Annotated in this window: 21 protein-coding genes; 17 read left to right on the top strand and 4 right to left on the bottom strand. The window is 61.6% G+C overall.

The annotated features are described in order from the left end of the window. The first annotated feature begins 63 nt into the window (after positions 1 to 63). Positions 64 to 1,245, top strand: a complete 1,182-nt coding sequence (gene purT, locus NLX68_RS08055; protein WP_254283570.1) for a formate-dependent phosphoribosylglycinamide formyltransferase — start codon at positions 64 to 66, stop codon at positions 1,243 to 1,245. A 91-nt stretch (positions 1,246 to 1,336) separates the two neighbouring features. Here the strand turns inward: purT and NLX68_RS08050 are convergent, their stop codons facing one another. The 3 genes from NLX68_RS08050 to ccsA form a co-directional block, all read right to left on the bottom strand. Then, positions 1,337 to 2,641, bottom strand: coding sequence for an MFS transporter (locus NLX68_RS08050; RefSeq protein WP_010220252.1), 1,305 nt, complete (start codon positions 2,639 to 2,641; stop codon positions 1,337 to 1,339). A 264-nt stretch (positions 2,642 to 2,905) separates the two neighbouring features. Next, entirely contained in the window at positions 2,906 to 4,120 is a 1,215-nt protein-coding gene (locus NLX68_RS08045) for a transporter associated domain-containing protein (protein WP_254283569.1), read from the bottom strand. Positions 4,121 to 4,133: 13 nt separating this feature from the next. Then, complete coding sequence (gene ccsA / locus NLX68_RS08040) at positions 4,134 to 4,937, bottom strand: inner membrane protein YpjD (protein ID WP_176470442.1); 804 nt, start codon at positions 4,935 to 4,937, stop codon at positions 4,134 to 4,136. 205 nt (positions 4,938 to 5,142) lie between these two features. Between ccsA and ffh the strand changes: the two genes are divergently transcribed. From ffh to NLX68_RS08010, 6 genes are all read left to right on the top strand, one after another. Then, the gene (gene ffh / locus NLX68_RS08035; RefSeq protein WP_010220248.1) at positions 5,143 to 6,519 is read left to right on the top strand and encodes a signal recognition particle protein; all 1,377 of its coding nucleotides are present in this window, start codon (positions 5,143 to 5,145) and stop codon (positions 6,517 to 6,519) included. 238 nt (positions 6,520 to 6,757) lie between these two features. Next, complete coding sequence (gene rpsP, locus NLX68_RS08030; RefSeq protein WP_010220247.1) at positions 6,758 to 7,009, top strand: 30S ribosomal protein S16; 252 nt, start codon at positions 6,758 to 6,760, stop codon at positions 7,007 to 7,009. 5 nt (positions 7,010 to 7,014) lie between these two features. Continuing rightward, positions 7,015 to 7,551, top strand: a complete 537-nt coding sequence (gene rimM, locus NLX68_RS08025; protein ID WP_254283568.1) for a ribosome maturation factor RimM — start codon at positions 7,015 to 7,017, stop codon at positions 7,549 to 7,551. A 3-nt stretch (positions 7,552 to 7,554) separates the two neighbouring features. After that, on the top strand, positions 7,555 to 8,307 hold the full coding sequence (gene trmD / locus NLX68_RS08020; RefSeq protein ID WP_254283567.1) for a tRNA (guanosine(37)-N1)-methyltransferase TrmD: 753 nt from the start codon (positions 7,555 to 7,557) through the stop codon (positions 8,305 to 8,307). A gap of 42 nt (positions 8,308 to 8,349) precedes the next feature. Beyond that, positions 8,350 to 8,700, top strand: a complete 351-nt coding sequence (rplS, locus tag NLX68_RS08015; protein WP_010220244.1) for a 50S ribosomal protein L19 — start codon at positions 8,350 to 8,352, stop codon at positions 8,698 to 8,700. A gap of 95 nt (positions 8,701 to 8,795) precedes the next feature. Next, on the top strand, positions 8,796 to 9,203 hold the full coding sequence (locus NLX68_RS08010) for an acyl-CoA thioesterase (protein WP_254283566.1): 408 nt from the start codon (positions 8,796 to 8,798) through the stop codon (positions 9,201 to 9,203). A 136-nt stretch (positions 9,204 to 9,339) separates the two neighbouring features. Here NLX68_RS08010 and NLX68_RS08005 read toward each other — a convergent pair whose 3' ends face one another. Then, positions 9,340 to 11,142: a sodium:proton antiporter gene (locus NLX68_RS08005; protein ID WP_254283565.1), complete on the bottom strand. Its 1,803-nt coding sequence runs from the start codon at positions 11,140 to 11,142 to the stop codon at positions 9,340 to 9,342. A 76-nt stretch (positions 11,143 to 11,218) separates the two neighbouring features. On the opposite strand from NLX68_RS08005, the gene xerD reads away from it, so the two are divergent. The 10 genes from xerD to NLX68_RS07955 all read left to right on the top strand — a co-directional run bounded on the left by xerD (position 11,219) and on the right by NLX68_RS07955 (position 25,721). Then, positions 11,219 to 12,115 (top strand): site-specific tyrosine recombinase XerD, encoded by an 897-nt coding sequence (xerD, locus tag NLX68_RS08000; protein ID WP_254283564.1) that lies wholly within the window; start codon positions 11,219 to 11,221, stop codon positions 12,113 to 12,115. Positions 12,116 to 12,220: 105 nt separating this feature from the next. Continuing rightward, positions 12,221 to 16,537, top strand: a complete 4,317-nt coding sequence (locus tag NLX68_RS07995; RefSeq protein ID WP_254283563.1) for an RHS repeat-associated core domain-containing protein — start codon at positions 12,221 to 12,223, stop codon at positions 16,535 to 16,537. Between the two features lie 10 nt (positions 16,538 to 16,547). Then, positions 16,548 to 16,826, top strand: coding sequence for a hypothetical protein (locus tag NLX68_RS07990; protein ID WP_254283562.1), 279 nt, complete (start codon positions 16,548 to 16,550; stop codon positions 16,824 to 16,826). 65 nt (positions 16,827 to 16,891) lie between these two features. Beyond that, on the top strand, positions 16,892 to 17,416 hold the full coding sequence (locus NLX68_RS07985; protein ID WP_254283561.1) for a hypothetical protein: 525 nt from the start codon (positions 16,892 to 16,894) through the stop codon (positions 17,414 to 17,416). Between the two features lie 83 nt (positions 17,417 to 17,499). Next, positions 17,500 to 17,778 carry a hypothetical protein gene (locus tag NLX68_RS07980; protein WP_254283560.1) on the top strand — a complete coding sequence of 93 codons (279 nt, stop codon included), beginning with the start codon at positions 17,500 to 17,502 and terminating at the stop codon, positions 17,776 to 17,778. A 73-nt stretch (positions 17,779 to 17,851) separates the two neighbouring features. Then, the gene (locus tag NLX68_RS07975) at positions 17,852 to 18,310 is read left to right on the top strand and encodes a hypothetical protein (RefSeq protein ID WP_254283559.1); all 459 of its coding nucleotides are present in this window, start codon (positions 17,852 to 17,854) and stop codon (positions 18,308 to 18,310) included. A 173-nt stretch (positions 18,311 to 18,483) separates the two neighbouring features. Continuing rightward, positions 18,484 to 19,212, top strand: coding sequence for a bifunctional protein-disulfide isomerase/oxidoreductase DsbC (gene dsbC / locus NLX68_RS07970; protein WP_254283558.1), 729 nt, complete (start codon positions 18,484 to 18,486; stop codon positions 19,210 to 19,212). 79 nt (positions 19,213 to 19,291) lie between these two features. Beyond that, positions 19,292 to 20,596 (top strand): homoserine dehydrogenase, encoded by a 1,305-nt coding sequence (locus NLX68_RS07965; RefSeq protein WP_010220232.1) that lies wholly within the window; start codon positions 19,292 to 19,294, stop codon positions 20,594 to 20,596. A 29-nt stretch (positions 20,597 to 20,625) separates the two neighbouring features. Continuing rightward, complete coding sequence (gene thrC, locus NLX68_RS07960) at positions 20,626 to 22,035, top strand: threonine synthase (protein ID WP_010220231.1); 1,410 nt, start codon at positions 20,626 to 20,628, stop codon at positions 22,033 to 22,035. A 221-nt stretch (positions 22,036 to 22,256) separates the two neighbouring features. Then, positions 22,257 to 25,721, top strand: a complete 3,465-nt coding sequence (locus tag NLX68_RS07955; protein ID WP_254283703.1) for a transporter substrate-binding domain-containing protein — start codon at positions 22,257 to 22,259, stop codon at positions 25,719 to 25,721. Positions 25,722 to 25,768: the final 47 nt, after the last annotated feature.

Raw genomic sequence — 25,768 nt, 5'->3', positions numbered from 1 at the left:
CTTTTCACCGGGTTGCACCGAGTACGGGGCGGCCCAGGATGTTCTTCCCTCTGAGGACCTGAAATGACCCGTATCGGAACCCCATTGTCGCCGACCGCGACCCGCGTACTGCTCTGTGGCTGCGGCGAGCTGGGCAAGGAAGTGGTGATCGAGCTGCAACGCCTGGGCGTTGAAGTGATTGCCGTGGACCGTTACGCCAATGCCCCGGCCATGCAGGTGGCTCATCGCAGCCACGTGATCAACATGCTCGACGGCGCCGCCCTGCGGGCCGTGATCGAAGCCGAGAAGCCGCACTACATCGTCCCGGAAATCGAAGCCATCGCCACCGCGACCCTGGTCGAGCTGGAAAACGAAGGCTTCACCGTGGTGCCGACCGCACGTGCCGCGCAATTGACCATGAACCGCGAAGGCATCCGTCGCCTGGCCGCCGAAGAGCTGGACCTGCCGACCTCGCCGTATCATTTTGCCGACACCTTCGAGGAGTACTCCAAGGCCGTCGAAGACCTGGGCTTCCCGTGCGTGGTCAAGCCGGTAATGAGCTCGTCGGGCAAGGGCCAGAGCCTGCTGCGCAGCGTTGATGACGTGCGCAAGGCCTGGGATTACGCCCAGGAAGGCGGACGTGCCGGCAAGGGCCGGGTGATCATCGAAGGCTTTATCGATTTCGACTACGAAATCACCCTGCTGACCGTTCGTCATATCGGCGGCACTACCTTCTGCGCGCCGGTCGGTCATCGTCAGGAAAAGGGCGATTACCAGGAATCCTGGCAGCCGCAAGCCATGAGCCCGGTGGCCCTGGCCGAGTCCGAGCGGGTGGCCAAGGCGGTGACCGAGGCGCTGGGTGGCCGTGGCCTGTTCGGGGTCGAGCTGTTCGTCAAAGGCGATCAGGTGTGGTTCAGCGAAGTCTCGCCGCGCCCGCATGACACTGGCCTGGTGACCCTGATTTCCCAGGACCTGTCGCAGTTCGCCCTGCATGCGCGAGCAATCCTGGGCTTGCCGATCCCGCTGATCCGCCAGTTCGGCCCGTCGGCTTCGGCGGTGATTCTGGTGGAAGGCCAGTCGCAGCAAACCGCGTTCGCCAACCTGGGCGCCGCCCTGAGCGAGCCGGATACCGCCATTCGCCTGTTCGGCAAGCCTGAGGTCAATGGCCAGCGGCGCATGGGCGTGTGCCTGGCCCGTGACGAGTCGATCGAAGCCGCCCGGGCCAAGGCGACCCGTGCTTCGCAGGCGGTCAAGGTAGAGTTCTAAACCCAAGGCCGGCTGCCACAATGGATCTGCATTACGCGAACCCTGTGGGAGCTGGCCTTGCCAGCGATGGGCTGCGCAGCAGCCCCGCTTGTCAAAGCTCCGAGTGCCGCGTCTCTTTCAGGCACAGCACCGCAATCAGGCTCAATACAGCCGCCGCCGACACATACCCGCCGACCCAGCTCAGGCCGCCCATGGCCACCAGCTTCTGGGCAAAGAACGGCGCCGCCGAGGCCCCGACAATCCCGCCCAGGTTATAGGCTGCCGACGCCCCGGTGTAACGCACGTGGGTCGGAAACAGCTCAGGCAGCAGCGCCCCCATCGGCGCGAAAGTCACGCCCATCAAGAACAGCTCGATAGCCAGGAACAGCGCCACGCCGGTGGTCGATCCCGAGGTCAGCAGCGGCTCCATGGTAAAGCCCGAGGCAATCGCCAGCACGCCGCCGACAATCAGCACCGGCTTGCGCCCGTAGCGGTCGCTGAGCCAGGCCGACAGTGGCGTGGCCAGGGCCATGAACAGTACCGCGAAGCACAGCAGGCCGAGGAAGGTCTCGCGGCTGTAACCCAGGGTCGAGACACCATAGCTGAGCGAGAACACCGTCGAGATGTAGAACAGCGCATAACACACCACCATGGCCGCAGCGCCCAGCAGGGTCGGGGCCCAGTATTGGGCGAACAACTCGACCACCGGCATTTTCACCCGCTCGTGACGGGCCACGGCCTTGGCGAAGATCGGGGTTTCTTCCAGCTTCAGGCGCACATACAGGCCGACGATGACCAGGACGGCACTGAGCAGGAACGGGACGCGCCAGCCCCAGCTGCGAAACTGCTCGTCGCTCAGGACCATGGCCAGGGTCAGGAACAGGCCGTTGGCCGCCAGAAAACCGATGGACGGGCCCAGTTGCGGGAACATGCCGAACCAGGCGCGCTTGCCTTTGGGCGCGTTCTCGGTGGCCAGCAGGGCCGCACCGCCCCATTCGCCGCCCAGCCCCAGGCCCTGGCCGAAGCGCAATACACAGAGCAGGATCGGCGCCCAGGCACCAATGCTGTCGTAGCCGGGCAGCACGCCGATCAGGGTGGTGCAGACACCCATCAGCAGCAGCGAGGCCACCAGGGTCGACTTGCGCCCGATACGGTCGCCGAAGTGGCCGAACAGCGCCGAGCCCAGGGGCCGGGCGAGGAAGGCGATACCGAAGGTCAGGAACGCCGAGAGCATCTGCGCGGTGCCGGAGGTCTGCGGAAAGAACACCGGGCCGATTACCAGCGCGGCGGCGGTGGCGTACACGTAGAAGTCGTAGAACTCGATGGCAGTGCCGATGAAGCTGGCGGTGGCGACCCGCGCCGGCGAATTGCCGGGGCTGGCCTGGGCGGTTTCGGAGTAGGTGCTGCTGGTTGTCATACGGTTATCCCTGACAGTCGAATGCTCCATGGGCATGGCCCCAACCTGTTTGAACAGGCAGGCAAAGGCGCGCGCCGAAGCGAATTGTTATGGTCGCGTGGCTGAACATACGCCTTTTTGGGGTGGGGGCGGGCGCGGGCAAGGTTCGGGGTGTGAACCAGTACCGCTATTGCGCGCAATGTGCAGCCAGGCTGACGGGCCGTGTGACGCCGGTGCGGGTAGCGGGCGAGACGGCTGGGGCTGGGTAAGCGAGCCTCAGTATAGCTAGCGCTTGAGCGTCCAGACCAGTATGCGACTGGCACAATTGTCCTCGGTTTCGAGGATTTCCAGGCGATAACGGCCGATTTTCAGGCATACCGCGCTTTCCGGGATGCTTTCCAGGGCTTCGGTGACCAGGCCGTTGAGGGTTTTTGGACCGTCGCTGGGCAAGTGCCAGCCCAGGGTGCGATTGAGCTCGCGGATCGACACGTTGCCTTCGATGACGAAGCGTCCGTCGGCCTGGGGGTGGATGTGCGGGTTGTCGAGGCTGTGCTCGTCTTCGAATTCGCCGACGATTTCTTCGAGGATGTCTTCCAGGGTAACGATACCGAGCACTTCACCGTACTCGTCGACCACCACCCCCAGGCGCCGCTGCTGTTTGTGGAAATTCAGCAATTGCAGCTGCAACGGGGTGCTTTCCGGCACGAAGTAGGGTTCGTAGCAGGCCGCTTGCAGCGTTTCGCGGGTCAGCTCGGCATTGGGCAGCAAGTGGCTGATCTGCTTGGTGTTGAGGATCGCTTCAACCTGGTTGATGTCGCTGTGGTAGACCGGCAGGCGGGTGTGGCGGCTGATGATCAACTGCTCGATGATCGCCTCGATCGGCTCATCGAGGTTGATGCCGTCGACATCGTTGCGCGGCACCAGGATGTCGTTGACGGTGATCTTGTCCAGCGCCAGCAAGCTTTCGGGCAGGTTCAGGTGCTGTTCGGTGTCAGGCGCATCAGTGTCATAGCGGTCGGCAGCGTCGTTGTTGTGCATCGCCACGGCATGGCTTTGTACGCGAAACGGGCGCAGCAGCAGGCGTGCGCAACCATCGAGCAGCCAGGCCAGGGGTTGCAGCAGTTTGAGCGGCGCCTTGAGCAGGCTGTTGCCCAGGCCGATAAAGGCCTGGGGGTTGCGCCGGGCCAGTTGCCGCGGCAGGTATTCGGCGACGATCAGCAGCACGGCTGCGGCGCCCAGGCCGGCCAGCCAGAAGCCATGTTCGCCACTGTAACGCTGGCCCATCAGGCAGGCCAGGGCCAGCACCAGCAGCTTGCCCAGGGTCGAGCACAGCACCAGGGCCTGGGGGGTAACCGCAAGCTCCGGGTGTTCGCCGCTCTGGGCGTTGCGCCGTGCGCCGTTCAGCTGTTGCTGGGCGGTGTCCACCGCAGTGAACAGCGCCGACCAGAGCAGTGCCAGTGCCAATACACCGAGTAGCGGTCCTAACGGCAGAGCGTCCATTTACCTGTGCCCGTCAGATATGCAGGATGAATTCGCGTACCAGCTTGCTGCCGAAATAGGCCAGCATCAGCAGGCAGAAACCGGCCAGAGTCCAGCGAATCGCCTTGTGCCCGCGCCAGCCGAGGCGCGTACGACCCCACAGCAGTACGCTGAAGACGATCCAGGCCAGGCAAGCCAGCAGGGTCTTGTGCACCAGGTGCTGGGCGAACAGGTTGTCAAGGAACAGCCAGCCGGAGATCAGCGACAGCGACAGCAGGCCCCAGCCAGCCCAGAGGAAGCCGAACAGCAGGCTTTCCATGGTCTGCAGCGGCGGGAAGTTCTTGATCAGCCCGGACGGGTGCTTGTGCTTGAGCTGGTGATCCTGCAACAGCAGCAGCAAGGACTGGACCACGGCGATGGTGAACATGCCGTAGGCCAGGATCGACAGCAGGATATGGGCGAGGATGCCCGGCTCTTCGTTGATCAGCGGTACCGTGCCGGACGGCGCAAACTGGGCGATCAGGGCCGTGGCCATGCCTAGCGGGAACAGCAACAGCAGCAGGTTCTCCACCGGGATGCGCAGGCAGGCCAGCAGGGTCAGGGCGATCACCGCCGTGGCAATCAGGCTGGCGGCGCTGAAGAAGTCCAGGCTCAGGCCCAGGGGCGTGAGCAACTGCCAGAACAGCGCGGTGCCCTGGGCAATGACCGCCAGCGCGCCAAGCAGGCCGAGCAGGCGTTTGTCGGCCTTGGTGCCCTGGGCCAGGCGTGAGCCTTGATAGAAGGTCGCGGCGGCATACAGGCAGGCGGCGATGAGATTGGGTAGCAAGCTGGGTGACAAGGGGAGCATAAGTCCTGTTAGGCAAGCCCGAAAGGGACTGAGTTTGGCATAGATCGCGCCCGCCTAGGAAGACTGCCAGCCGACGGCATGGTGTGCGCTGGGCCAAGTCTTCGTTATAATCGCCGGCCTGCCCCTGCCCAAGGCCGGCCGAATACGCCAGAGGCAGCTGATAAACCTCGGTTCTACAGAGCCCGAAAGGATCACCATGTTTGAAAACCTGACCGACCGTCTGTCACAGACGCTGCGCCATGTCACCGGCAAGGCCAAGCTGACCGAAGACAACATCAAAGACACCCTGCGCGAAGTGCGCATGGCGTTGCTCGAGGCTGACGTCGCCCTGCCGGTGGTCAAGGATTTCGTCAACAAGGTCAAGGAACGTGCGGTCGGCACCGAAGTGTCACGCAGCCTGACCCCGGGCCAGGCGTTCGTGAAGATCGTCCAGGCCGAGCTCGAAGGCCTGATGGGCGCCGCCAACGAAGACCTGGCGCTCAACGCCGCGCCGCCTGCGGTGGTGCTGATGGCCGGTCTGCAGGGCGCGGGCAAGACCACCACCGCCGGCAAGCTGGCGCGCTTCCTTAAAGAGCGCAAGAAGAAGACCGTGATGGTGGTGTCGGCCGACGTCTACCGTCCGGCGGCGATCAAGCAGCTGGAAACCCTGGCGGGCGACATCGGCGTGACCTTCTTCCCGTCCGATATCAGCCAGAAGCCAGTGGCCATCGCTGAAGCGGCGATCCGCGAAGCCAAGCTCAAGTTCATCGACGTGGTCATCGTCGACACCGCCGGTCGTCTGCACATCGACGCCGAAATGATGACCGAGATCAAGGACCTGCACGCCGCGGTCAAGCCGATCGAGACGCTGTTCGTGGTCGACGCCATGACCGGTCAGGACGCCGCCAACACCGCCAAGGCGTTTGGCGATGCGCTGCCGCTGACCGGTGTGATCCTCACCAAGGTCGACGGTGATGCCCGTGGCGGTGCCGCGCTGTCGGTGCGTGCGATTACCGGCAAGCCGATCAAGTTCATCGGTATGGGCGAGAAGAGCGATGCGCTCGAACCGTTCCACCCGGACCGTATCGCCTCGCGCATTCTTGGCATGGGCGACGTGCTCAGCCTGATCGAGCAGGCCGAGCAGACCCTCGACAAGGAAAAGGCCGACAAGCTGGCCAAGAAGCTGAAGAAGGGCAAGGGCTTCGACCTCGAAGACTTCCGCGATCAGCTGCAGCAAATGAAGAACATGGGTGGCCTGGGCGGCCTGATGGACAAGCTGCCGAGCATCGGCGGCGTCAACCTGGCCCAGATGGGCAGCGCCCAGGGCGCCGCCGAGAAGCAGTTCAAGCAGATGGAAGCGATCATCAACTCGATGACCCCGGCCGAGCGCCGTGACCCTGACCTGATCAGCGGTTCGCGCAAACGCCGTATCGCCCTCGGTTCCGGCACCCAGGTGCAGGACATCGGCCGTCTGATCAAGCAGCACAAGCAGATGCAGAAGATGATGAAGAAATTTTCTGCCAAAGGCGGCATGGCCAAGATGATGCGCGGCCTGGGTGGCATGATGCCCGGCGGCGGCATGCCCAAGCTGTAACCCCATTCGGATCGGCGGCCTGGAAACGGGTCGACGATCGGAACCCCGCCTCGGCGGGAACGCCGCAGCCTTTATATAAAGGCTGCACAAACCGCAGATCGGCAGGCTGGCCTTTTTACCTGGCGTAAAAAGGCATTTGCAAAAGTCCGTGTATTCCTTGAGAATATGCGGCCTTTCGGGCACCCGTGTGCCCGCTGTGCATTATGATTTGCAGCACCGACTACAGGAACGATGTTCAATGCTAACCATCCGTCTTGCCCGTGGTGGCTCTAAAAAGCGCCCATTCTACACCCTGACCGTGACCGACTCGCGTAACCCGGTTACCGGTTCGCACATCGAGCAGGTTGGTTTCTTCAACCCTATCGCTCGTGGCCAGGAAGTTCGCCTGTCCGTTAAAGAAGACCGCGTTGCTCACTGGCTGAGCGTTGGCGCACAGCCGTCTGAGCGCGTTGCTCAGCTGCTGAAGGAAGCTGCCAAGGCTGCTGCCTGAACAGTATGAACGCGACGCCAGAAAATGCAGACGACCTGATCGTCGTCGGCAAGATTTTTTCGGTTCACGGCGTTCGCGGCGAGGTGAAGGTCTTTTCCTTTACCGATCCGATTGAAAACCTGTTGGATTACCCTAACTGGACGCTTCGGCACGAAGGGAAGGTAAAACAGGTCGAGCTGGTCAGTGGCCGTTCCACTCAAAAGGACCTGGTCGCCAAGCTCAAAGGCCTCGATGATCGTGATGAAGCCCGTCTTCTGAGCGGTTATGAGATTTGTATCTCGCGTAGCCTTTTGCCCAACCTGTCTGCCGACGAGTACTACTGGTACCAGTTGGTGGGTCTGAAAGTCATCAATCAGGACGAACAGCTGTTCGGCAAGATTGATCACCTGTTGGAGACCGGCGCGAACGATGTAATGGTGGTCAAGCCCTGCGCGGGCAGCCTGGATGATCGAGAACGCCTGTTGCCCTATACCGAGCAATGCGTGTTGAAGATCGACCTGGTTGCAGGCGAAATGAGGGTCGAATGGGACGCGGACTTCTAAGCAATGGCCAGCCTGCGCGTAGACGTCATCACGCTGTTCCCCGAGATGTTCTCGGCCATCAGTGAGTACGGCATTACCAGCCGCGCGGTGAAACAGGGGTTGTTGCAACTGACCTGCTGGAACCCGCGGGACTACACCACAGATCGTCACCATACGGTGGATGATCGGCCGTTTGGCGGTGGTCCGGGCATGGTGATGAAGATCAAGCCTCTGGAAGACGCCCTGGTGAGTGCCAGGCAGGCAACCGGAGAGGCGGCGAAGGTGATTTACCTGAGCCCACAAGGCCGCAAGCTGACTCAGTCGGCGGTCAAAGACCTGGCGAAGCATGAATCGTTGATTCTGATAGCCGGTCGATATGAAGGCATCGACGAGCGCTTTATTGAAGCTCATGTCGATGAAGAGTGGTCGATTGGAGACTATGTCCTGTCTGGCGGCGAGCTGCCGGCGATGGTCCTGATCGATGCGGTTACACGACTGCTGCCTGGAGCTTTAGGGCATGCGGACTCGGCGGAGGAAGACTCCTTCACCGATGGTCTGCTGGATTGCCCGCATTACACCCGACCTGAGGTGTATGCGGATCAGCGTGTTCCCGACGTGTTGCTTAGTGGCAACCATGCACACATCCGGCGATGGCGTTTACAGCAGTCCCTTGGGCGGACCTATGAACGACGCGTCGATCTTCTGGAAAGTCGCTCACTTTCTGGAGAAGAGAAGAAGCTGCTCGAGGAGTACCTCCGAGAGCGGGACGATAGTTAACGTATCGATGGTAGATCCGACGATTTACCTTAGGAGCACAGCATGACCAACAAAATCATTCAGCAGATCGAAGCTGAGCAGATGTCCAAAGAGATCCCGACCTTTGCCCCGGGCGACACCATCGTCGTTCAGGTGAAAGTGAAGGAAGGCGATCGTTCGCGTCTGCAGGCTTTCGAAGGCGTTGTAATCGCCAAGCGTAACCGTGGTCTGAACAGTGCTTTCACTGTTCGCAAGATCTCCAACGGTGTTGGCGTTGAGCGTACTTTCCAGACCTACAGCCCGCAAATCGACAGCCTGGCCGTGAAACGTCGTGGTGACGTGCGTAAAGCCAAGCTGTACTACCTGCGCGACCTGTCCGGTAAAGCCGCTCGCATCAAGGAAAAACTGTCCTGAGGACAGCTTGACCGGTGGCTGCGGCCACCATGCGAAAAAAGCAGCCTTCGGGCTGCTTTTTTGTTGTCTGAATTTTGTCGTCCTATGTGAAGCCCATGAACCCCAGAGAGCAGGAAATCGAACGCCGCACCGAACTGTCGGTGACCCGCGTGACCAAGGCGGTATTCCCGTCCACCACCAACCACCACAACACCCTGTTCGGCGGCACCGCGCTGGCCTGGATGGACGAAGTGTCGTTCATCGCCGCCACGCGTTTCTGCCGCTTGCCGCTGGTGACCGTGTCGACCGACCGCATCGACTTCAAGCACCCGATTGCCGCAGGGTCCATCGTCGAACTGGTCGGGCGGGTAGCGACTGTGGGTAACACCAGCCTCAAGGTCGAGGTCGAGGTGTTTGTCGAAAGCATGAGCTGTGACAGCCGCGAGAAGGCCATTCATGGCCTGTTCAGCTTTGTCGCCATTGATGAAGACAAGCGTCCGGTGCCGGTGTTGCCCGGGTTCTGACGTCAGCAGGTCAGGCCTCATCGCCGGCAAGGCCGGCTCCCACCGTTAACCAGATGACAGGCAGTTGTTCCCACAATGGATCGGCTTGCACCGGCCCCTGTGGGAGCTGGCCTTGCCAGCGATGAGGCCCTTGAGGTTAGCCTTGATCTGGTTGAATCAACGCCACCAACGTCCACCCAGGCCCAGGTTTCAGCACAGTGTCCGGCCCGAACACATGCACCCAGCCACTGCCATCGCGGGCAAACAGCAGGTTCGCCCGCTCGCCATGCAGCGCCTGATAATCGGTCCAGCCAAAGGCCTCGGTCAGGTTGGTGCTATACAGCTCGGCACCTTTGTTCAGTAAGCCGGCCAACTGCCCGTAGGTCAACGGCTGGTTCCCCAGCGTCTGTCCGCGATGTTCATCACTGGCCCGGTGCTTGTCGCTGCGCTTGGCCTCCAGTCCGCTGGCCAGGACAAACAGCCGCTGCGGGCCAAAGTCATGGCGAAAACGGGTGCAGGCCAGGGTATTGAGCTCGCCCGCCGGCGACAGCCCGAGCAGATGGCCCAGGCCCACCAGGTCCAGGTGCGCATCGGCATGCTGCGAGGCAGGGTGGCCAAAGTAAGTCGGCAAGCCCTCCATGCGCGCGGCGCGGATGTTTTCCCAGCTGGAATCGGCCAGCAGCACCCGGCAATCCAGCTGCTGCAGGGACTTGGCCATGGCCCGGGCCAGCGGGTTGGCGCCGACGATCAGAAAGCCGCTGGGGGCGGGCTCGGCAACCTTGAGCAGGCGCGCCAATGGTCGCGAGGTGGCGCTCTGCAGCACCACGGTGCCGATGATCACCGCGAAGGTCAGCGGCACCAGCAGCAGGGCGCCTTCATGCCCGGCTTGATCCAGGCGAATGGCAAAAATCGCCGATACCGCCGCCGCTACAATGCCGCGCGGGGCGATCCAGGCGAGCAGGGCGCGTTCACGCCAGTTCAGTTGCGAGCCGGCAGTCGACAGCGCGACGTTCAAGGGGCGGGCAATGAACTGGATGATCAGTAGCAAGGCCAGCACCGCCGGGCCCAAGCCAATCAGGGCATCGAGGTCCAGGCGTGCGGCCAGGAGGATGAACAGCCCGGAGATCAGCAGCACGCTGAGGTTCTCCTTGAAGTGCAGGATCTGCCGGACATCCACCCCCTTCATATTGGCCAGCCACATGCCCATGAGGGTGACCGCCAACAGCCCGGACTCATGCATCACCTGGTTGGCGGCAATGAAGATCCCCAGCACCGCCGCCAACGAAGCCAGATTGTGCAAATACTCGGGCAACCACTGGTGACGCATTACCTGGCCCAGCAGCCAGCCGCCGGCCACACCGAAAGCGCTACCGCAGACAATCACCCCGGCAAAGGTCACCAGGCTATGGCTCAGGCCCTCACCGGCGGCGCTGGCGATGATGAAGCTGTACACCACTACCGCCAGCAGTGCGCCGATCGGGTCGATGACGATGCCTTCCCAGCGCAGGATGTTGGCAATGGCCGCTTTCGGTCGCACCACCCGCAGCATCGGGACGATCACTGTCGGCCCGGTGACCAGGGTCAGGGTGCCGAACAGGGTCGCCAACAGCCAGTCGAAATCCAGCAGCCAGTGGGTCGCGAGGGTGATCACCAGCCAGGTCGATAGCGCGCCGAGAGTGACCATGCGCTGCACTACGCTGCCGATCTCTTGCCACTGCGACAGGTGCAGGGTCAGGCTGCCTTCGAACAGGATCAGCGCCACCGCCAGTGATACCAGTGGCATCAACAGCGGGCCGAACAGTTCCTGTGGGTCGAGCCAGCCGAGCACGGGGCCGGCGAGAATGCCGCTGAGCAGCAGGAAAAGGATTGCCGGCAGCTTCAGGCGCCAGGCCAGCCATTGGCAGCACAGCGCCGCCAGACCTATCCCGCCAAATGCCAGCAATATCTGTTGTTCGTTCATTCGGGCTCCCTATGCCGGCAGTGTTATGGAAGACTAGCGGCAATTCTTCGTTTTCGTCGCCTGCCGCAGAGTTGTCATGCCCGCTATTGAACATCCGCTTATCGATCAGTTTCTTGACGCCCTATGGCTGGAAAAGGGCCTGGCCGACAACACCCGCGATGCCTACCGCAGCGACCTGGCGCTGTTCAACGGCTGGCTCAAGGAGCAGGGCGTCGAGTTGCCCAATGCCGTGCGCGAACTGATCCTCGATCACCTGGCCTGGCGCCTGGAACAGGGCTACAAGCCGCGTTCGACGGCACGCTTTCTCTCTGGTGTGCGAGGGTTTTATCGCTACTTGCTGCGGGAAAAGCTGATTGTTATCGACCCGACCCTGCAGGTCGAAATGCCACAGTTGGGTCGGCCGTTGCCCAAATCCCTGTCGGAAGCCGACGTCGAGGCCTTGTTGCAGGCGCCGGACCTGAGTGAGCCGATCGGCCAGCGCGACCGCGCCATGCTCGAAGTGCTGTACGCCTGTGGCTTGCGCGTTACCGAACTGGTCAGCCTGACCCTGGACCAGGTCAACCTGCGTCAGGGCGTGCTGCGGGTGATGGGCAAGGGCAGCAAGGAGCGCCTGGTGCCCATGGGTGAAGAGGCGGTGGTGTGGATCGAGCGCTACCTGCGTGACGGGCGCAACGAGCTGCTCGGTGGGCGCCCCAGCGATGTGTTGTTTCCCAGCCAGCGCGGCGAGCAAATGACCCGTCAGACCTTCTGGCACCGCATTAAGCACCAGGCGCTGGTGGCCGGTATCGACAAGAGCCTGTCGCCGCACACCTTGCGCCATGCCTTCGCCACCCACCTGCTCAACCACGGCGCCGACCTGCGGGTGGTGCAAATGCTGCTGGGCCATAGCGACCTGTCGACCACCCAGATCTACACCCATGTGGCCCGCGCGCGACTGCAGGAACTACACGCTTTGCATCACCCCCGGGGTTGACGCTCGGGCGATCATCCAGCAGATTCCGACACCTCAGACGCTCGATATGGAAATCAAGCATGACCAGGTTCAAGTGCCCTGTAGCCGTGCCGTTGCAGGTCAGTAATGTCTGACGCCTTGTGGGCCGCCCGCCAGGGCGACGCCCTGATGCACACCTCGATGATGGCCGACATCGTCAGCGGCGTGCTGGAAGTCGCCGCCAACATCGCCATCGGCGTCCTGGCTACCGCCGCAGTGACAGCGGCGCTGGGCCTTACCGTGGCCACCGGCGGCCTGGGCTGCTTCGTGCTCGGTGCAGTGGTGGGCATCGTGGTCGGCGTGGCCATGAGCAAGACCGGCGCCGACAAAGGCTTGAGCAGTTTATGCGAGGGCATCGGCAACTTCCTGTTCCCACCCTCGGTGCAGGCCAACATCCTCACCGGCTCGAAGAATACCCACACCAATGGCAAGCCAGCTGCACGCGCCGCGGGTGTCATTGTCGCGGCGGCAGCACCTGCGGGCAGCGACGCCGCCCAAGCACCTGCCAAAGAAAAAGAAGAAAGCTTCCTCGACATGGCCAAGGGCTTTTTCTCGCAGATGTGGCGGCCCACGGTCGCCAGCCCGGCGCCGAACACCGAGCCTGCCGACGACGACAAGATCCTCTGCAGCAAGCACCCGCCGATGCCGCCGCAGTACCTGGCCGAAGGTTCGAGCAAGGTCACCATCAACGGCCATCCGGCTTGCCGCAGCGGCGATCGCAGCACCTGCGAAGCGGTGATCGTCGACGCCGGGCTGATCTCCGATAACGTGCGCATCGGCGGCGGCTCGATCGTGGTCCGCGAGATTCGCAGCGGCAAGACCCCGGGCATCGGCTTGGCGATTACCGCCTTGATGCTACTGCGCGGGCGCGGCGGCAAGTTCTACAGCAAGTTCGGCTGCATGGCGATTGGCGGCATCAGCAGTGCCGTTACCAGCCAGGTGACCGGCGCAATCACCAACGCCATCGCCGGCTCGCCCAACCCGGTGCATGTACCGACCGGGGCGAAGATTCTCAGCGGCGAGGAAGAACTCGATTTCAGCCTGCCAGGGCTGATCCCGTTGGACTGGCAACGCTACTACAACAACCGGGATGAGCGCCGCGACAGCCTGTTCGGTGCTGGCTGGAGCGTCGATTACGAAGTCTTCGTCGCCATCGAAGCGCATCCTGAAGGCGGTGAACGGCTGCTGTTCACCGACGAACAGGCGCGGGTCGTCGACATGGGGCATATCCCTCGTGGTGATGCGGTGTTCAGCGCTGGCGAAGGCCTGAGCGTGCGGCGCGCGCACAATGGCGAGTTGCTGATCGAAAGCGTCGACGGCCTCTATCGCCTGTTCCAACCAACCCCGGGCAACCCGCAACACCTGCGCCTGGCGCAACTGGGCGACCGCAACGACAACCGTATCTACCTGGACTACGACACCAGCGGCCGCTTGCTCAGGTTGCGTGACACCTTCGATGAGGTCCAGGTGCAGCTGGTTTACAGCGCCCAGTGGCCGGCACGGGTCAGCCATATCGAGCGCCTGTACCGCGACGATTCGAGCGAACGGCTGGTCAGCTATGCCTACGACAGCAACGGCGACTTGGCCGAAGTCCGCGACGCCAGCGGCCAGCTGCAACGGCGCTTCGCCTATGACCAGGGCCGGCGCATGGTTGAACACCAGTTGCCCAGCGGCCTGCGCTGCTTCTACCAATGGGCCCGCGCGGCAGACGACTGGCGCGTGGCCCGGCACTGGACCGACGACGGCGATGAGTACCACTTCGACTATGACCTCGAGGCTGGCATCACCCGAGTCACCGACGGCCTGCAGCGAGTCAGCGCTCGCCACTGGAACCCGCAGTTCCAGATCACCCAATACACCGACACCCTCGGCCATACCTGGCATTTCGAGTGGAACGACGAGCGCCAGCTGCTGGCGGCCACCGACCCGCAAGGCGGGCAATGGCAGTATCTGTACGATGAATCCGGCAACCTCTGCGAAAGCATCGACCCACTGGGCCGCAGCGAGGCGACCCTGTGGCTGGAACACTGGTCGCTGCCCCGGGTCCAGACCGACAAGGCCGGCAATCGCTGGAGCTACCGCTACGATCAGCGCGGCAACTGCAGCAGCGAAACCGATCCACTGGGCAATATCACCCACTACCGCTACGACGAACGTGGCCAGGTGGTGGAGATCATCGACGCGGCGGGCAAGCACAAGCAGCTGCACTGGAACGAACTCGGCCTGCTCATTGAACAGGTCGATTGCTCGGGGTATCCAACGCGCTTCAGCTATGACCGGCGCGGGCATCTGCAGGCCGTTACCGATGCCACGGGCGAGCGCACCGAGTACCAGTACGATGCCCAGGGGCGGCTACTCGGCTCGCAACTGCCCGACGGGCGCAGCGAGCACTATCAGCTCGATCACAACGGCCAGCTCATCAGTTATACCGACCCCGCCGGGCACACCACCCAGTACCGCTATAACCGACGCGGTCAGGTGCAGCAACGCTTCGATCCACATGGTCGGCAGATACAGTTCAGCTATGACGCCTACGGCCGCCTGCAGGCGCTAAGCAACGAAAATGGCGAGAGCTACCGATTCAGCTGGGACCTGGCTGATCGCCTGGCTGAACAGCAGGACCTGGACGGTAGCGCAAGCCGCTATCACTACGACCGGCTGGATAACCTCAGTTGCGTTGAGTACCTCCCCGCCCCCCAAGGCGGTGCTGAAGCGATCATCCATCAATTGCACCGGGATGCCGTCGGGCGCTTGATCAAAAAGCACACCGACGATGGCGAAACCCTGTACAGCTACGATCCTCTCGATCAACTGACGGCAATCAGTTTCACCGACAAGGCAGGCAACAGCGAACAACTGGCCTTCGCTTACGACGCCCTTGGCCAACTGCTGGAGGAACACAGCGCCAGCGGAGTGCTGCAGCATCACTACGACGAACTCGGCAACCTGATCCAGACCCGACTGCCCGATGGCCGCTGGCTCAACCGGCTGTATTACGGCAGCGGTCACCTGCATCAGCTGAATCTCGACGGCAAGGTAATCAGCGACTTCGAGCGCGACCGCCTGCACCGCGAGGTGCTGCGCACCCAGGGTCGTATCAGCACCCGCAGCGAGTACGACCGCAGTGGTCGTTTGCGCTCACGCCTGCGCCGCCCCAACCACCAGCCGCCGCAACTGCCTGCCTCCGTGCAGCAACGCTTCGACTACGATCCGGCTGACAACCTCATCAGCCGCTTCAACCAGCAGCCCGGCAGCCAGCACCAGCAACTGCTGCATTACGACGCCAGCGGGCGGATCATGGCTAGCCAGGAAGCGGGCCGCGGCCAGAGTGAAGCCTTCGCCTACGACGCCGCCGCCAACCTGCTCGATGGGCTGCAAGCCATCGGCCTGGTGCGCCATAATCGCTTGCTCACCTACCAGGACAAACGCTATCGCTACGACGGCTTCGGCCGCCTGATCGAAAAACGCAGCAGCCGGCGCGGCATCCAGCACTTCAGCTATGACGCCGAACACCGCCTGATCCAGGTGCGCAGCCAGCACGGCGGTCGTGAGCGAGTGCTGAACATGCGCTACGACCCGCTGGGGCGGCGTGTCGAGAAGAGCGAGTACGACGACCAGGGCAACCTGCTCGACCAGACCCGCTTCGCCTGGGATGGCCTGCGCTTGCTGCAGGAGCATCGATACAGCCAGACCAGCCTGTACCTGTATGTCGAAGACAGTCACGAACCCTTGGCTCGGGTTGACGGTACGGGGCTGCACCAGCAGGTGCGCTACTACCATAACGACCTCAACGGCCTGCCTGAGCAACTGACAGATGACAGTGGCGAAGCGGTCTGGCAGGCGCGTTATCAGGTCTGGGGCAATACCCTGCAGGAAGTGCGTGAGGCGCATTTCATAGAGGAGCAGAACCTCAGGTTCCAGGGCCAGTATCTGGACCGTGAGACGGGTCTGCACTACAACACGTTTCGGTTCTATGATCCGGATATCGGTCGCTTTCTCCAGACGGACCCGATCAGTCTGGCCGGTGGTATAAACCTCTATCAGTACAGTGCGAACCCGATTGATTGGATCGATCCACTGGGACTCTCCTGTGGACCTAGAAGGACCCGGCACGTTCCGAATCGGCATGTCCGGCGGCACAATGATGTAGGCAAAAGTAAATTCACGCCTGCGGAACATAGAAAGCTACAAGCAAAAAGCAAGTACAGAAAGCCGAGCCAATACAAGAAGCTAGAGGACAAAACCATGAACCACCCCACCAGAGTTGTTCGTCAGAATGATGGGCGAATTCGTTATGAGCGTGATTATGGTAGGGTGATCGGTACACGGGGTGAGAAAGGTCATGTCACAATCTATGACCCTGTGAAGGATAAAGTAGTCACTTCTTACCCCTCTCACTTTTAAGGTGTTTTTGATGTTGGACTTCTCTTATTTGTCAGACAAACGAGGCGATAAGCCTTTCCTTCAGCTAAGTGATGCTGACGTCGCACGCGTCCATGATGCCTTTGCTGGGTTGCGCGAAAAGACGGGTATTTATATTGATCCTTATGGTCGAACAAGAATTTATCCTGAACATCAAAAAATACTCGTCACGCTCCTGTCGAAGGATGCAGATGGCAGTGTGCTTCTTTTTATTGAATTTTTGAAAGCTGCCAGTGAGGCAGATGAGGTTTTGTTGGCAGACGGTGATTGATAGGGTGCCGTAGATAGGTGAGGTGTTCCAACATTCGCCAGAAACCTCAAAGGCTGTGCACTCTGATGAACGTCATCGGCAACAAAGCATCAATCGCCATCGAATATGTCCTGACCGATAGTGTCGAACTGATGGGGTATGCTCGATTCTGGTTCAGTTCTCAGCCGCTGGGCTCTCTGGAGGATTTGATCTACTTCGAAGGTTATCTGTTGGGTTGCCTTGAGGACCTGCTGCGTAAACCAGACCTGCCTGAGTGCTATGACTCCCCAAGTGTCTCGCAGACTTTCGCCTTGCTGGAAAAGGATCTTTCTTCGTTCGATGAGGAAGAAACTGAGGATTTCAGTGAGCGCGCCAGGCCGTTTTTTCTAATCTGTGGCACTTTGTTCGACGATTTTCTGGTGTTTTCTCATCGACGTAATCACACCTTCGGACGCGTCATTTGGAGGTTGGAAACTCCTGAGCAGGATCTGGTTTTCGCCGACTTGAAGGGCGCCTCCCGTGCTGTTTGCAGTGGCGACTTTAGCTACCGGGAAGTAGATGAATTGGCGAATCAACTGCGCGCTATTCTACGCCGCGCCCAATCGACCTGAGCGCTGCTCAAAAGTCGAACCAAAGCGGGCTCGCCAGATAGCCTGTGGAGGCTGGAGATATGAGAAGGACAGTGGAGGTCGCAGTGCATTGGACTGACGAGCAATTGGGCGGGAAAACCGTCCTGCCTGACAAGACGCCCTACTACGTTACGACCGACCTGCTTAAAAATGAAGCAGGGATAGAGACGAACTGGAGTCTGGTGTTGGAAATAGAAAGCAATACAGAAGATTTCGGTAGCAGAACCAGCCTTGGTAAAGCCTATTTTCTGGTCGAGAGCGCGCCATCCTCTTTACTAAGAAAAGGGTATTCTTTGAACGTGTATGAAGGCAGACGGTACGTTGCAGTGGTTGAGGTGGTTTAGCTGTTTCATCTGTAACGGCTGGTGAGTATCCGCTCTAGATGCTTGCAGTCGGTGATTACATTCAAGGGTGAACATGAAAAATAGAATCATCGTTGAAACCTACATTAAAATCGCCGACGGTTTCGTTGACTTTTTTGAGTTTCAAGGCGAGGTACGCCACCTAGATCAAATTGAAGGGGCTTTGGTTCTATCTATCAATGGTAAACGTCTTATTGATCAAAGCATGTTTGATTACGTCGACGACCTGTGGAGCTATTTGTCAGAAGGACTGCTGAAAGTCAGTGAGGGTCAATCGTTCAGCTGCTTTTTTCCGGACCAGCCAATCGAAATCAAACTGGCCCCTGCCAATGGTCGTCTGCAGGTGAGCGTCAATTGCCACCGCGAGGTGTCTGTCGCCGCCGATAAAGATGAATTTGTCAGGGTCATGAGCGAGCACGCGCGCAACTTCTTCATCCACTTACAGAACATACAACCCGGCGCCCAAGGTACGTGCAGCTATGCCTTGGGCCATCTGGACAAGATTCGTCGGTAAATGTCGATCACCGACCCCTGGCGCACGCGGCCTTGCGCTCCCGATTGAGCACGCCTCCGACCGCCGCCGCTTCTGTGGTAGGCTTGGGCGGTTTGCACCGAGGGCCGCAATGACACCCCGTTTTCAGGACGGGCGTGCTGCATCCGGCCCCCTGTCCGCCTTCAGGAGTTCCCATGCGCGTGACCCAGATTTTCGCCGCCGCCGCCCTGGCGCTGGTCAGTACCTTTGCCGCTGCTGCCGACAACGCCGAGCAGGCGATCCGCAAGACCCTGCAGTCCCTGGAACTGGGCGTGCCGGTCGACAGCGTTGCCAGCAGCCCACTGAACGGCCTGTATGAAGTCAAGCTCCAAGGCGGCCGGGTGTTGTACGCCAGCGCCGATGGCCAGTTCGTCATGCAGGGCTACCTGTTCCAGATCCAGGACGGCAAGCCGGTCAACCTGACCGAGAAGACTGAGCGGCAGGCCATCGCCAAGACCATCAATGCCATTCCAGCGGCGGAGATGGTGGTTTATCCTGCCAAGGGCGAAACCAAGTCGCACATCACCGTGTTTACCGACACCACCTGCCCGTACTGCCACAAGCTGCACGCCGAGGTGCCTGAGCTCAACCGTCGCGGTATCGAAGTGCGCTACGTCGCCTTCCCGCGTCAGGGCCTGGGTTCGCCGGGTGACGAGCAGTTGCAGGCGGTCTGGTGTTCGAGCGACCGCAAGGCGGCGCTGGACAAGATGATCGACGGCAAGGAAATCAAGGCCGCCAAGTGCGCCAACCCGGTCGGCAAGCAGTTCGCCCTGGGCCAGTCGATCGGTGTCAACGGCACGCCGGCCATTGTCCTGGAAAACGGCCAGGTGATTCCGGGCTACCAGCCGGCGCCGCAGGTGGCCAAGCTGGCCCTGGCCAAGTAATTCAATCTGAAGCCGCCACTTTGGGGTGGCGGCAGTTTCACGATCGGCTGCCAGCCGGTCGTTTCATGGGGAGTTCACAGTGAAACCGGTCAAAGTAGGCATCTGTGGGTTGGGGACCGTCGGTGGCGGTACCTTCAATGTACTTCAGCGTAACGCCGAGGAGATCGCCCGCCGTGCCGGGCGTGGTATTGAAGTGGCACAGATTGCCATGCGTTCGCCAAACCCGAATTGCCAGATTACCGGTACCCCCATTACCGCTGATGTGTTCGAGGTTGCCACGAACCCGGAAATCGACATTGTCATCGAGCTGATCGGCGGCTATACCATCGCCCGTGAACTGGTGCTCAAGGCCATCGACCACGGCAAGCACGTGGTCACCGCCAACAAGGCGCTGATTGCCGTGCATGGCAATGAGATCTTCGCCAAGGCCCGCGAGAAGGGCGTCATCGTCGCGTTCGAAGCGGCCGTGGCCGGTGGCATCCCGGTGATCAAGGCGATCCGCGAGGGTCTCTCGGCCAACCGCATCAACTGGGTGGCCGGGATCATCAACGGCACCGGCAACTTCATCCTCACTGAAATGCGTGAGAAAGGTCGTGCGTTCCCCGACGTGCTGGCCGAAGCCCAGGCCCTGGGTTACGCCGAAGCCGACCCGACTTTCGACGTCGAAGGCATCGATGCCGCGCACAAGCTGACCATCCTGGCGTCCATCGCCTTCGGTATCCCGCTGCAGTTCGACAAGGCCTACACCGAAGGCATCACCCAGCTGACCACCGCTGACGTGAATTACGCCGAAGCACTGGGTTACCGCATCAAGCACCTGGGCGTGGCCCGCAGCACGGCCAACGGCATTGAACTGCGTGTGCACCCGACGCTGATCCCGGCCGACCGCCTGATCGCCAACGTCAACGGCGTGATGAACGCGGTGATGGTCAACGGCGACGCTGCCGGCTCCACCCTGTTCTATGGTGCCGGCGCCGGCATGGAGCCTACCGCTTCGTCGGTGGTGGCTGACCTGGTCGACGTGGTTCGCGCCATGACGTCCGACCCGGAGAACCGCGTACCGCACCTGGCCTTCCAGCCGGACTCGCTGTCGGCCCACCCGATCCTGCCGATCGAAGCCTGCGAAAGCGCCTACTACCTGCGCATCCAGGCCAAGGATCACCCGGGCGTGCTGGCCCAGGTGGCGAGCATTCTCTCCGAGCGCGGCATCAACATCGAATCGATCATGCAGAAGGAAGCCGAGGAACAGGACGGTCTGGTGCCCATGATCCTGCTCACTCATCGAGTGATCGAGCAGCGCATGAACGATGCCATCACCGCCCTGGAAGCCTTGCAGGATGTGGTCGGCAACGTGGTGCGTATCCGCGTCGAACAACTCAACTGAGCCGTCTTTTGCGTTAGAGGATTTAGGTCATGCGTTACATCAGTACCCGCGGCCAGGCACCGGCCCTGAATTTTGAAGACGTGCTGCTGGCCGGTCTTGCCAGCGACGGCGGCCTGTACGTGCCGGAAAACCTGCCACGCTTCACCCAGGAAGAAATCGCTTCCTGGGCCGGCCTGCCGTACCACGAGCTGGCTTTCCGGGTGATGCGTCCGTTCGTCACCGGTAGCATCGCCGATGCCGATTTCAAGAAGATTCTCGAAGAAACCTACGGCGAGTTCGCTCACGCCGCCGTCGCGCCGCTGCGTCAGCTGAACAGCAACGAATGGGTGCTGGAGCTGTTCCACGGCCCGACCCTGGCGTTCAAGGACTTCGCCCTGCAACTGCTCGGCCGCCTGCTCGACCACGTGCTGGCCAAGCGTGGCGAGCGCGTGGTGATCATCGGCGCCACCAGTGGTGACACCGGCTCTGCCGCTATCGAAGGCTGCCGCCGTTGCGACAACGTCGACATTTTCATCCTCCATCCGCACCAGCGCGTGTCGGAAGTTCAGCGCCGGCAGATGACCACCCTCTTCGGCGAGAACATCCACAACATCGCCATCGAAGGCAACTTCGACGACTGCCAGGAAATGGTCAAGGCCAGCTTCGCTGACCAGGGCTTCCTCAAGGGCACTCGCCTGGTCGCGGTGAACTCGATCAACTGGGCGCGGATCATGGCCCAGATCGTCTACTACTTCCACGCAGCCCTGCAGCTGGGCGGCCCGGCTCGCTCGGTGGCGTTCTCGGTACCGACCGGCAACTTCGGCGACATCTTTGCCGGCTACCTGGCGCGCAACATGGGCCTGCCGATCAGCCAACTGATCGTCGCCACCAACCGCAACGACATCCTGCACCGCTTCATGAGCGGCAACCAGTACGTCAAGGAAACCCTGCACGCGACCCTGTCGCCGTCGATGGACATCATGGTCTCGTCGAACTTCGAGCGCCTGCTGTTCGACCTGCACGGTCGCAACGGCGCGGCCATCGCCGGCCTGATGGACAACTTCAAGCAGGGCGGCGGTTTCAGCGTCGAACAGGACCGCTGGACCGAAGCGCGCAAGCTGTTCGATTCGCTGGCGGTCGATGATGCGCAAACCTGCGAAACCATCGCCGAAGTCTTCGCCCAGACGGGTGAGGTGCTCGACCCGCACACCGCAATCGGCGTCAAGGCCGCCCGCGAATGCCGTCGCAGCCTGGACACGCCGATGGTGGTGCTGGGTACCGCACACCCGGTCAAGTTCCCGGAAGCGGTGGAGAAGGCCGGTGTCGGCAAGGCCCTGGAATTGCCTGCACACCTGAGCGACCTGTTCGCCCGTGACGAGAAGTGCACGGTACTGGCCAACGACCTGAAAGCCGTTCAGGCCTTCGTCAGCCAGCACGGTAATCGCGGCAAGCCGCTCTGATCGACTGATCGGCACATGAAAGCCCGTCTCTGACGGGCTTTTTTGTTTCTACACTGGCATTGGTTTGCAACAACGGATCAGGGGTATCAATGAGCACAGGACGTCGTCGCGCAGCAGGGCTGCTATGGGTTTGCCTGCTGGGGCTATGCACCGGGCAATGGGCCCATGCCGCCCAGAGCCTGCCCTTTACCCTGGTGCCGCCGTTTACCGAGCTTGGTCCAATGCCGCTGACCTCCGCCCAACAGCAGTGGCTGGGCCCGGCACGGGTGTTGCGGGTGGGCATCTCGTTTGCCGATTACGAGCCGGTGGATATCACCATCGACCGCAATCGCTACCAGGGTATCAGCGCCGACTACCTGAGCCTGGTCGCTGAACGCCTCGGGGTGAAAACCCAGGTGCTGGCCTTTGCCAAGCGCGAGCAGGCCATCGAGGCCCTGCGCCAGGGCGAGATCGATGTACTGACCAGCGCCAATGGCTTCGAGCGTAGCGTGCCGGGCCTGGCGTTCTCCGACGATTACATTCCGGACCGCTCCATGGTCGTGGTGCGCGGTGGTGCGCCGATTCCGCCGGCCTCACTGGCGGGCATGAAGGTGGTCCTGCTCGACGGTTACGCCGACACCCAGGTTATGCACCGGGTTTATCCCGATAGTCAGGTGCTGTTGGCGCCCAACCTGAGTAGCGCACTGGAAGCGCTCAATCAGGGCGAAGTGGATGCGTTTATCGGCAACGAAATCATCATCCGCGCTTTCAATGCCCTGCGCCCGTACCTGGGGTTGCAGGTGGTCGGCCCCAGTGCCTTGCCGCCGATCGGCTTTGCCTTTGCCGTGCGCAACGAGGACCGGCTGCTGCAGGCAATGTTCAACGACGCGCTGGCCAGCATTGATGAGCCGGTGCGCCGCGAAATTCTCGGCCGCTGGACCTCCGGGCTAGGCTCGGACGTGGCGCATCACCGGGTTGAACTGAGCGTGGCCGAGCGCCAATGGATCGCCAGCCACCCGAGCGTGAGCGTAGTCGGCAGCCAGTACCCGCCTTACCTGTTCCGCACGCGTCAGGGGGCCTGGGTTGGCCTTAACAGTGATGTGCTGGCGACCATCGCGCAGATGACCGGGCTGCGGTTTGTCTACGCGCCATCCTCGTCGATTGCCCAGAGCCTGGAACTGCTCAAGAGCGGGCAGGCTGACATGAGCACGACCCTGAGCGAGACCCCGGAGCGTCGCGAGTTTCTCGACTTCACCCATTCCATTGGTGGCCAGAGCTGGGTGTTCATCGTGCGCAAGCCGCAACTGGGCCTGGCGTCGCTGGATGAACTGGCCGGGCAGACCCTGGCACTGCCAGCGCAGCACGCGCTGGAAAACACCATTCGCCAGGATCACCCCGGTATTCGCCTGATGTTGGTGGACTCACTGGAGCAAGCCCGGGAAAAGGTGCGCAGCGGCGAAGCGTTGGCGACCATCGATAGTGAAATCGGTGCCTACAGCGTGGTCGGCAATGACCCGGTGCTCAAGGTCGGGCGCGGGGTGGAGGGCAAGTGGGCGCCGGACCGCTTCTCGGTTCGGCGCACTGCGCCGGAGCTGGAGAGCATCCTGAACAAGGCGCTGGAAGCGTTCCCGGTCGCCGAGTTGCGCGCCGTGCGCATGAAGTGGCTGGGGGCGCTGGCACCGCCGGCACCTGCCTGGCAGCGGATTGCGCCATGGATCTACTGGACCGTGGCTGCTGCCGTGCTGTTCGGGTTGGTGTCGCTGGTCTGGAGCAGCCGCCTGCGTGCGCAGATCAGCCAGCGGCAAAAGGCCGAAGAAGCCCTCAACGACCAGTTGGCCTTCAAGCGCGCATTGCTCGACGGCATCCCCAACCCCATCTATGTACGCGACCTGGAAGGGCGGCTGATCACCTGCAACAAGAGCTATGAACAGGTGTTCTCGTTGCGCCTGGAAGACGTCAAGGGCCAGCGTCTGACCGATATCGAGGTCATCCCCGTCGAACTGGCCGAGCAGTTGCATGGCGATTACCTGGATCTACTCAAGGATCCCAAGCCGGTATTCGTCGATCGGCATATTGAATTCCAGGGCCAGCGTACCGATGCCTACCAGTGGACCGTGCCGTTCTACCGTGCCGATGGACAGTTGCAGGGCTTGCTTGGTGGCTGGATCGACATCACTGAGCGCAAGCAACTGGAAGCGGCGTTGGTGCATGCCCGGCAGCAGGCCGAACAGGCCAACCAGGCCAAAAGTGCGTTTCTGGCCACCATGAGTCACGAAATTCGCACCCCCATGGCGGTCATCATCGGCTTGCTCGAACTTGAACGGGAAACCACCCTTGCCCGCGGTGCGCAACCGTCCCAGGGACTGGAAACGGCCCATCAGTCGGCCCGTGAGCTGATTGCCCTGATCGGCGACAGCCTGGATCTTGCTCGCATCGAGGCCGGTAGCCTGCAGCTGGAGCCTCAGGCACGGGCGCTCAGGCCGTTTCTCAGCGCAATCGTTGAGCAGTTTCACGCCCAGGCCCTGGGCCAGGGCCTGGAATTACGCCTGCAACTGGCAAACGATGTGGATGGGGTGTACTGGTTCGACCCGCTGCGCTTGCGCCAGGTATTGACCAACTTGCTGGGTAACGCCCTGAAATTCACCCACCTGGGGCTGGTGGAGTTGCAGGTCGGCCGCAGCGGGCACGACAGTTTGCACGGCGTTGGCCTCAGGTTGTGTGTGTGCGATACCGGCATCGGCATCAGTGCGCAACAGCAGAGCGAACTGTTCCAGCCGTTCTCACAGGCAGATGCTGGCGCCGACTATGGCGGCTCGGGCCTGGGCTTGAGTATTTGCCGGCAACTGGTCGAGTTGATGGGCGGCAGCATTACCTTGCGCAGTGTGCTGGGCAAGGGCACCGAGGTCTGTGTCGAGCTGACCCTGGAAGCCTTGGCCGCCGAGCCGGCGCCGGCGGAGGACGCCGCCGGCCTGTCCAGTGGGCCAGCGCGGCGAATCCTGGTGGTCGACGACCTGTCTGCCAGTCGCTTGGTACTCAGCCAGCAACTTGAGTTTCTCGGCCATGAAGTGCTGGCCGTGGAGGATGGCCAGAGCGCGCTGCAGGCCTGGCAGAACGGGGCGTTCGACCTGGTGCTCAGCGACTGCAACATGCCGGTGATGAACGGCTATGCACTGGCCCGTGGCATTCGCCGGTTGGAGCGCAGCAGCCAGCGGCCAGCCATCGCCATCGTCGGCTGCACCGCTAACGCCATGAAGGAAGAACGTGCCCGCTGCCTTGAGGCCGGCATGGACGAATGCCTGGTCAAGCCGGTTGCGCTTGCCCAGCTGGTCGCTGTTATCGAGAAGCTGGCTCCCCGCCACAGCTTCAAGATGCAGACCCTGCAGAAGATGACCCAGGCCAAACCTGCAGTGCTGCAACGCATGCTGGAAGAATTACGGAAAAATCTGGCCGAAGAATCGATCCTGCTGGCATCGGCCGTTGAGGCGCAGGGCTGGGAGCGAATCGGGGTGTCATTGCACCGTCTCAAGGGCGTGGCCGGCCTGATCGATGCGTTGCCCCTGGCGCAGGCCTGTCGGCAACTTGAAAGCGCCAGCCAGGCTTGTTCTACGCAGGCGGCGCACTCGGCGTGGTCAGCGTTGCAGGTGGTGATCGGCCAGTTGAGTCAGGATATTGAACAGGAGCTGTGGAAATTGTTGCCTGAACTTTAGGACATGTCCTATGGGCGTTTCAGGTCGATTTTCCTAGAGTTGCACAG

The sequence above is a fragment of the Pseudomonas sp. SBB6 genome, assembly GCF_024213215.1.
Taxonomy (GTDB): domain Bacteria; phylum Pseudomonadota; class Gammaproteobacteria; order Pseudomonadales; family Pseudomonadaceae; genus Aquipseudomonas; species Aquipseudomonas donghuensis.
Note: the sequence above shows the minus strand (reverse complement) of the source record. Positions and strands in the feature narration are given on the sequence as shown.

What these genes read in the sequence shown, in the direction of transcription:
- purT (WP_254283570.1), top strand. Translation starts at nt 64, where the DNA reads ATGACCCGTATCGGAACCCCATTGTCGCCGACCGCGACCCGCGTACTG.
- NLX68_RS08050 (WP_010220252.1), bottom strand. Translation starts at nt 2,641, where the DNA reads ATGACAACCAGCAGCACCTACTCCGAAACCGCCCAGGCCAGCCCCGGC.
- NLX68_RS08045 (WP_254283569.1), bottom strand. Translation starts at nt 4,120, where the DNA reads ATGGACGCTCTGCCGTTAGGACCGCTACTCGGTGTATTGGCACTGGCA.
- ffh (WP_010220248.1), top strand. Translation starts at nt 5,143, where the DNA reads ATGTTTGAAAACCTGACCGACCGTCTGTCACAGACGCTGCGCCATGTC.
- rpsP (WP_010220247.1), top strand. Translation starts at nt 6,758, where the DNA reads ATGCTAACCATCCGTCTTGCCCGTGGTGGCTCTAAAAAGCGCCCATTC.
- rimM (WP_254283568.1), top strand. Translation starts at nt 7,015, where the DNA reads ATGAACGCGACGCCAGAAAATGCAGACGACCTGATCGTCGTCGGCAAG.
- trmD (WP_254283567.1), top strand. Translation starts at nt 7,555, where the DNA reads ATGGCCAGCCTGCGCGTAGACGTCATCACGCTGTTCCCCGAGATGTTC.
- rplS (WP_010220244.1), top strand. Translation starts at nt 8,350, where the DNA reads ATGACCAACAAAATCATTCAGCAGATCGAAGCTGAGCAGATGTCCAAA.
- NLX68_RS08010 (WP_254283566.1), top strand. Translation starts at nt 8,796, where the DNA reads ATGAACCCCAGAGAGCAGGAAATCGAACGCCGCACCGAACTGTCGGTG.
- NLX68_RS08005 (WP_254283565.1), bottom strand. Translation starts at nt 11,142, where the DNA reads ATGAACGAACAACAGATATTGCTGGCATTTGGCGGGATAGGTCTGGCG.
- xerD (WP_254283564.1), top strand. Translation starts at nt 11,219, where the DNA reads ATGCCCGCTATTGAACATCCGCTTATCGATCAGTTTCTTGACGCCCTA.
- NLX68_RS07995 (WP_254283563.1), top strand. Translation starts at nt 12,221, where the DNA reads ATGTCTGACGCCTTGTGGGCCGCCCGCCAGGGCGACGCCCTGATGCAC.
- NLX68_RS07990 (WP_254283562.1), top strand. Translation starts at nt 16,548, where the DNA reads ATGTTGGACTTCTCTTATTTGTCAGACAAACGAGGCGATAAGCCTTTC.
- NLX68_RS07985 (WP_254283561.1), top strand. Translation starts at nt 16,892, where the DNA reads ATGAACGTCATCGGCAACAAAGCATCAATCGCCATCGAATATGTCCTG.
- NLX68_RS07975 (WP_254283559.1), top strand. Translation starts at nt 17,852, where the DNA reads ATGAAAAATAGAATCATCGTTGAAACCTACATTAAAATCGCCGACGGT.
- dsbC (WP_254283558.1), top strand. Translation starts at nt 18,484, where the DNA reads ATGCGCGTGACCCAGATTTTCGCCGCCGCCGCCCTGGCGCTGGTCAGT.
- thrC (WP_010220231.1), top strand. Translation starts at nt 20,626, where the DNA reads ATGCGTTACATCAGTACCCGCGGCCAGGCACCGGCCCTGAATTTTGAA.
- NLX68_RS07955 (WP_254283703.1), top strand. Translation starts at nt 22,257, where the DNA reads ATGCCGCTGACCTCCGCCCAACAGCAGTGGCTGGGCCCGGCACGGGTG.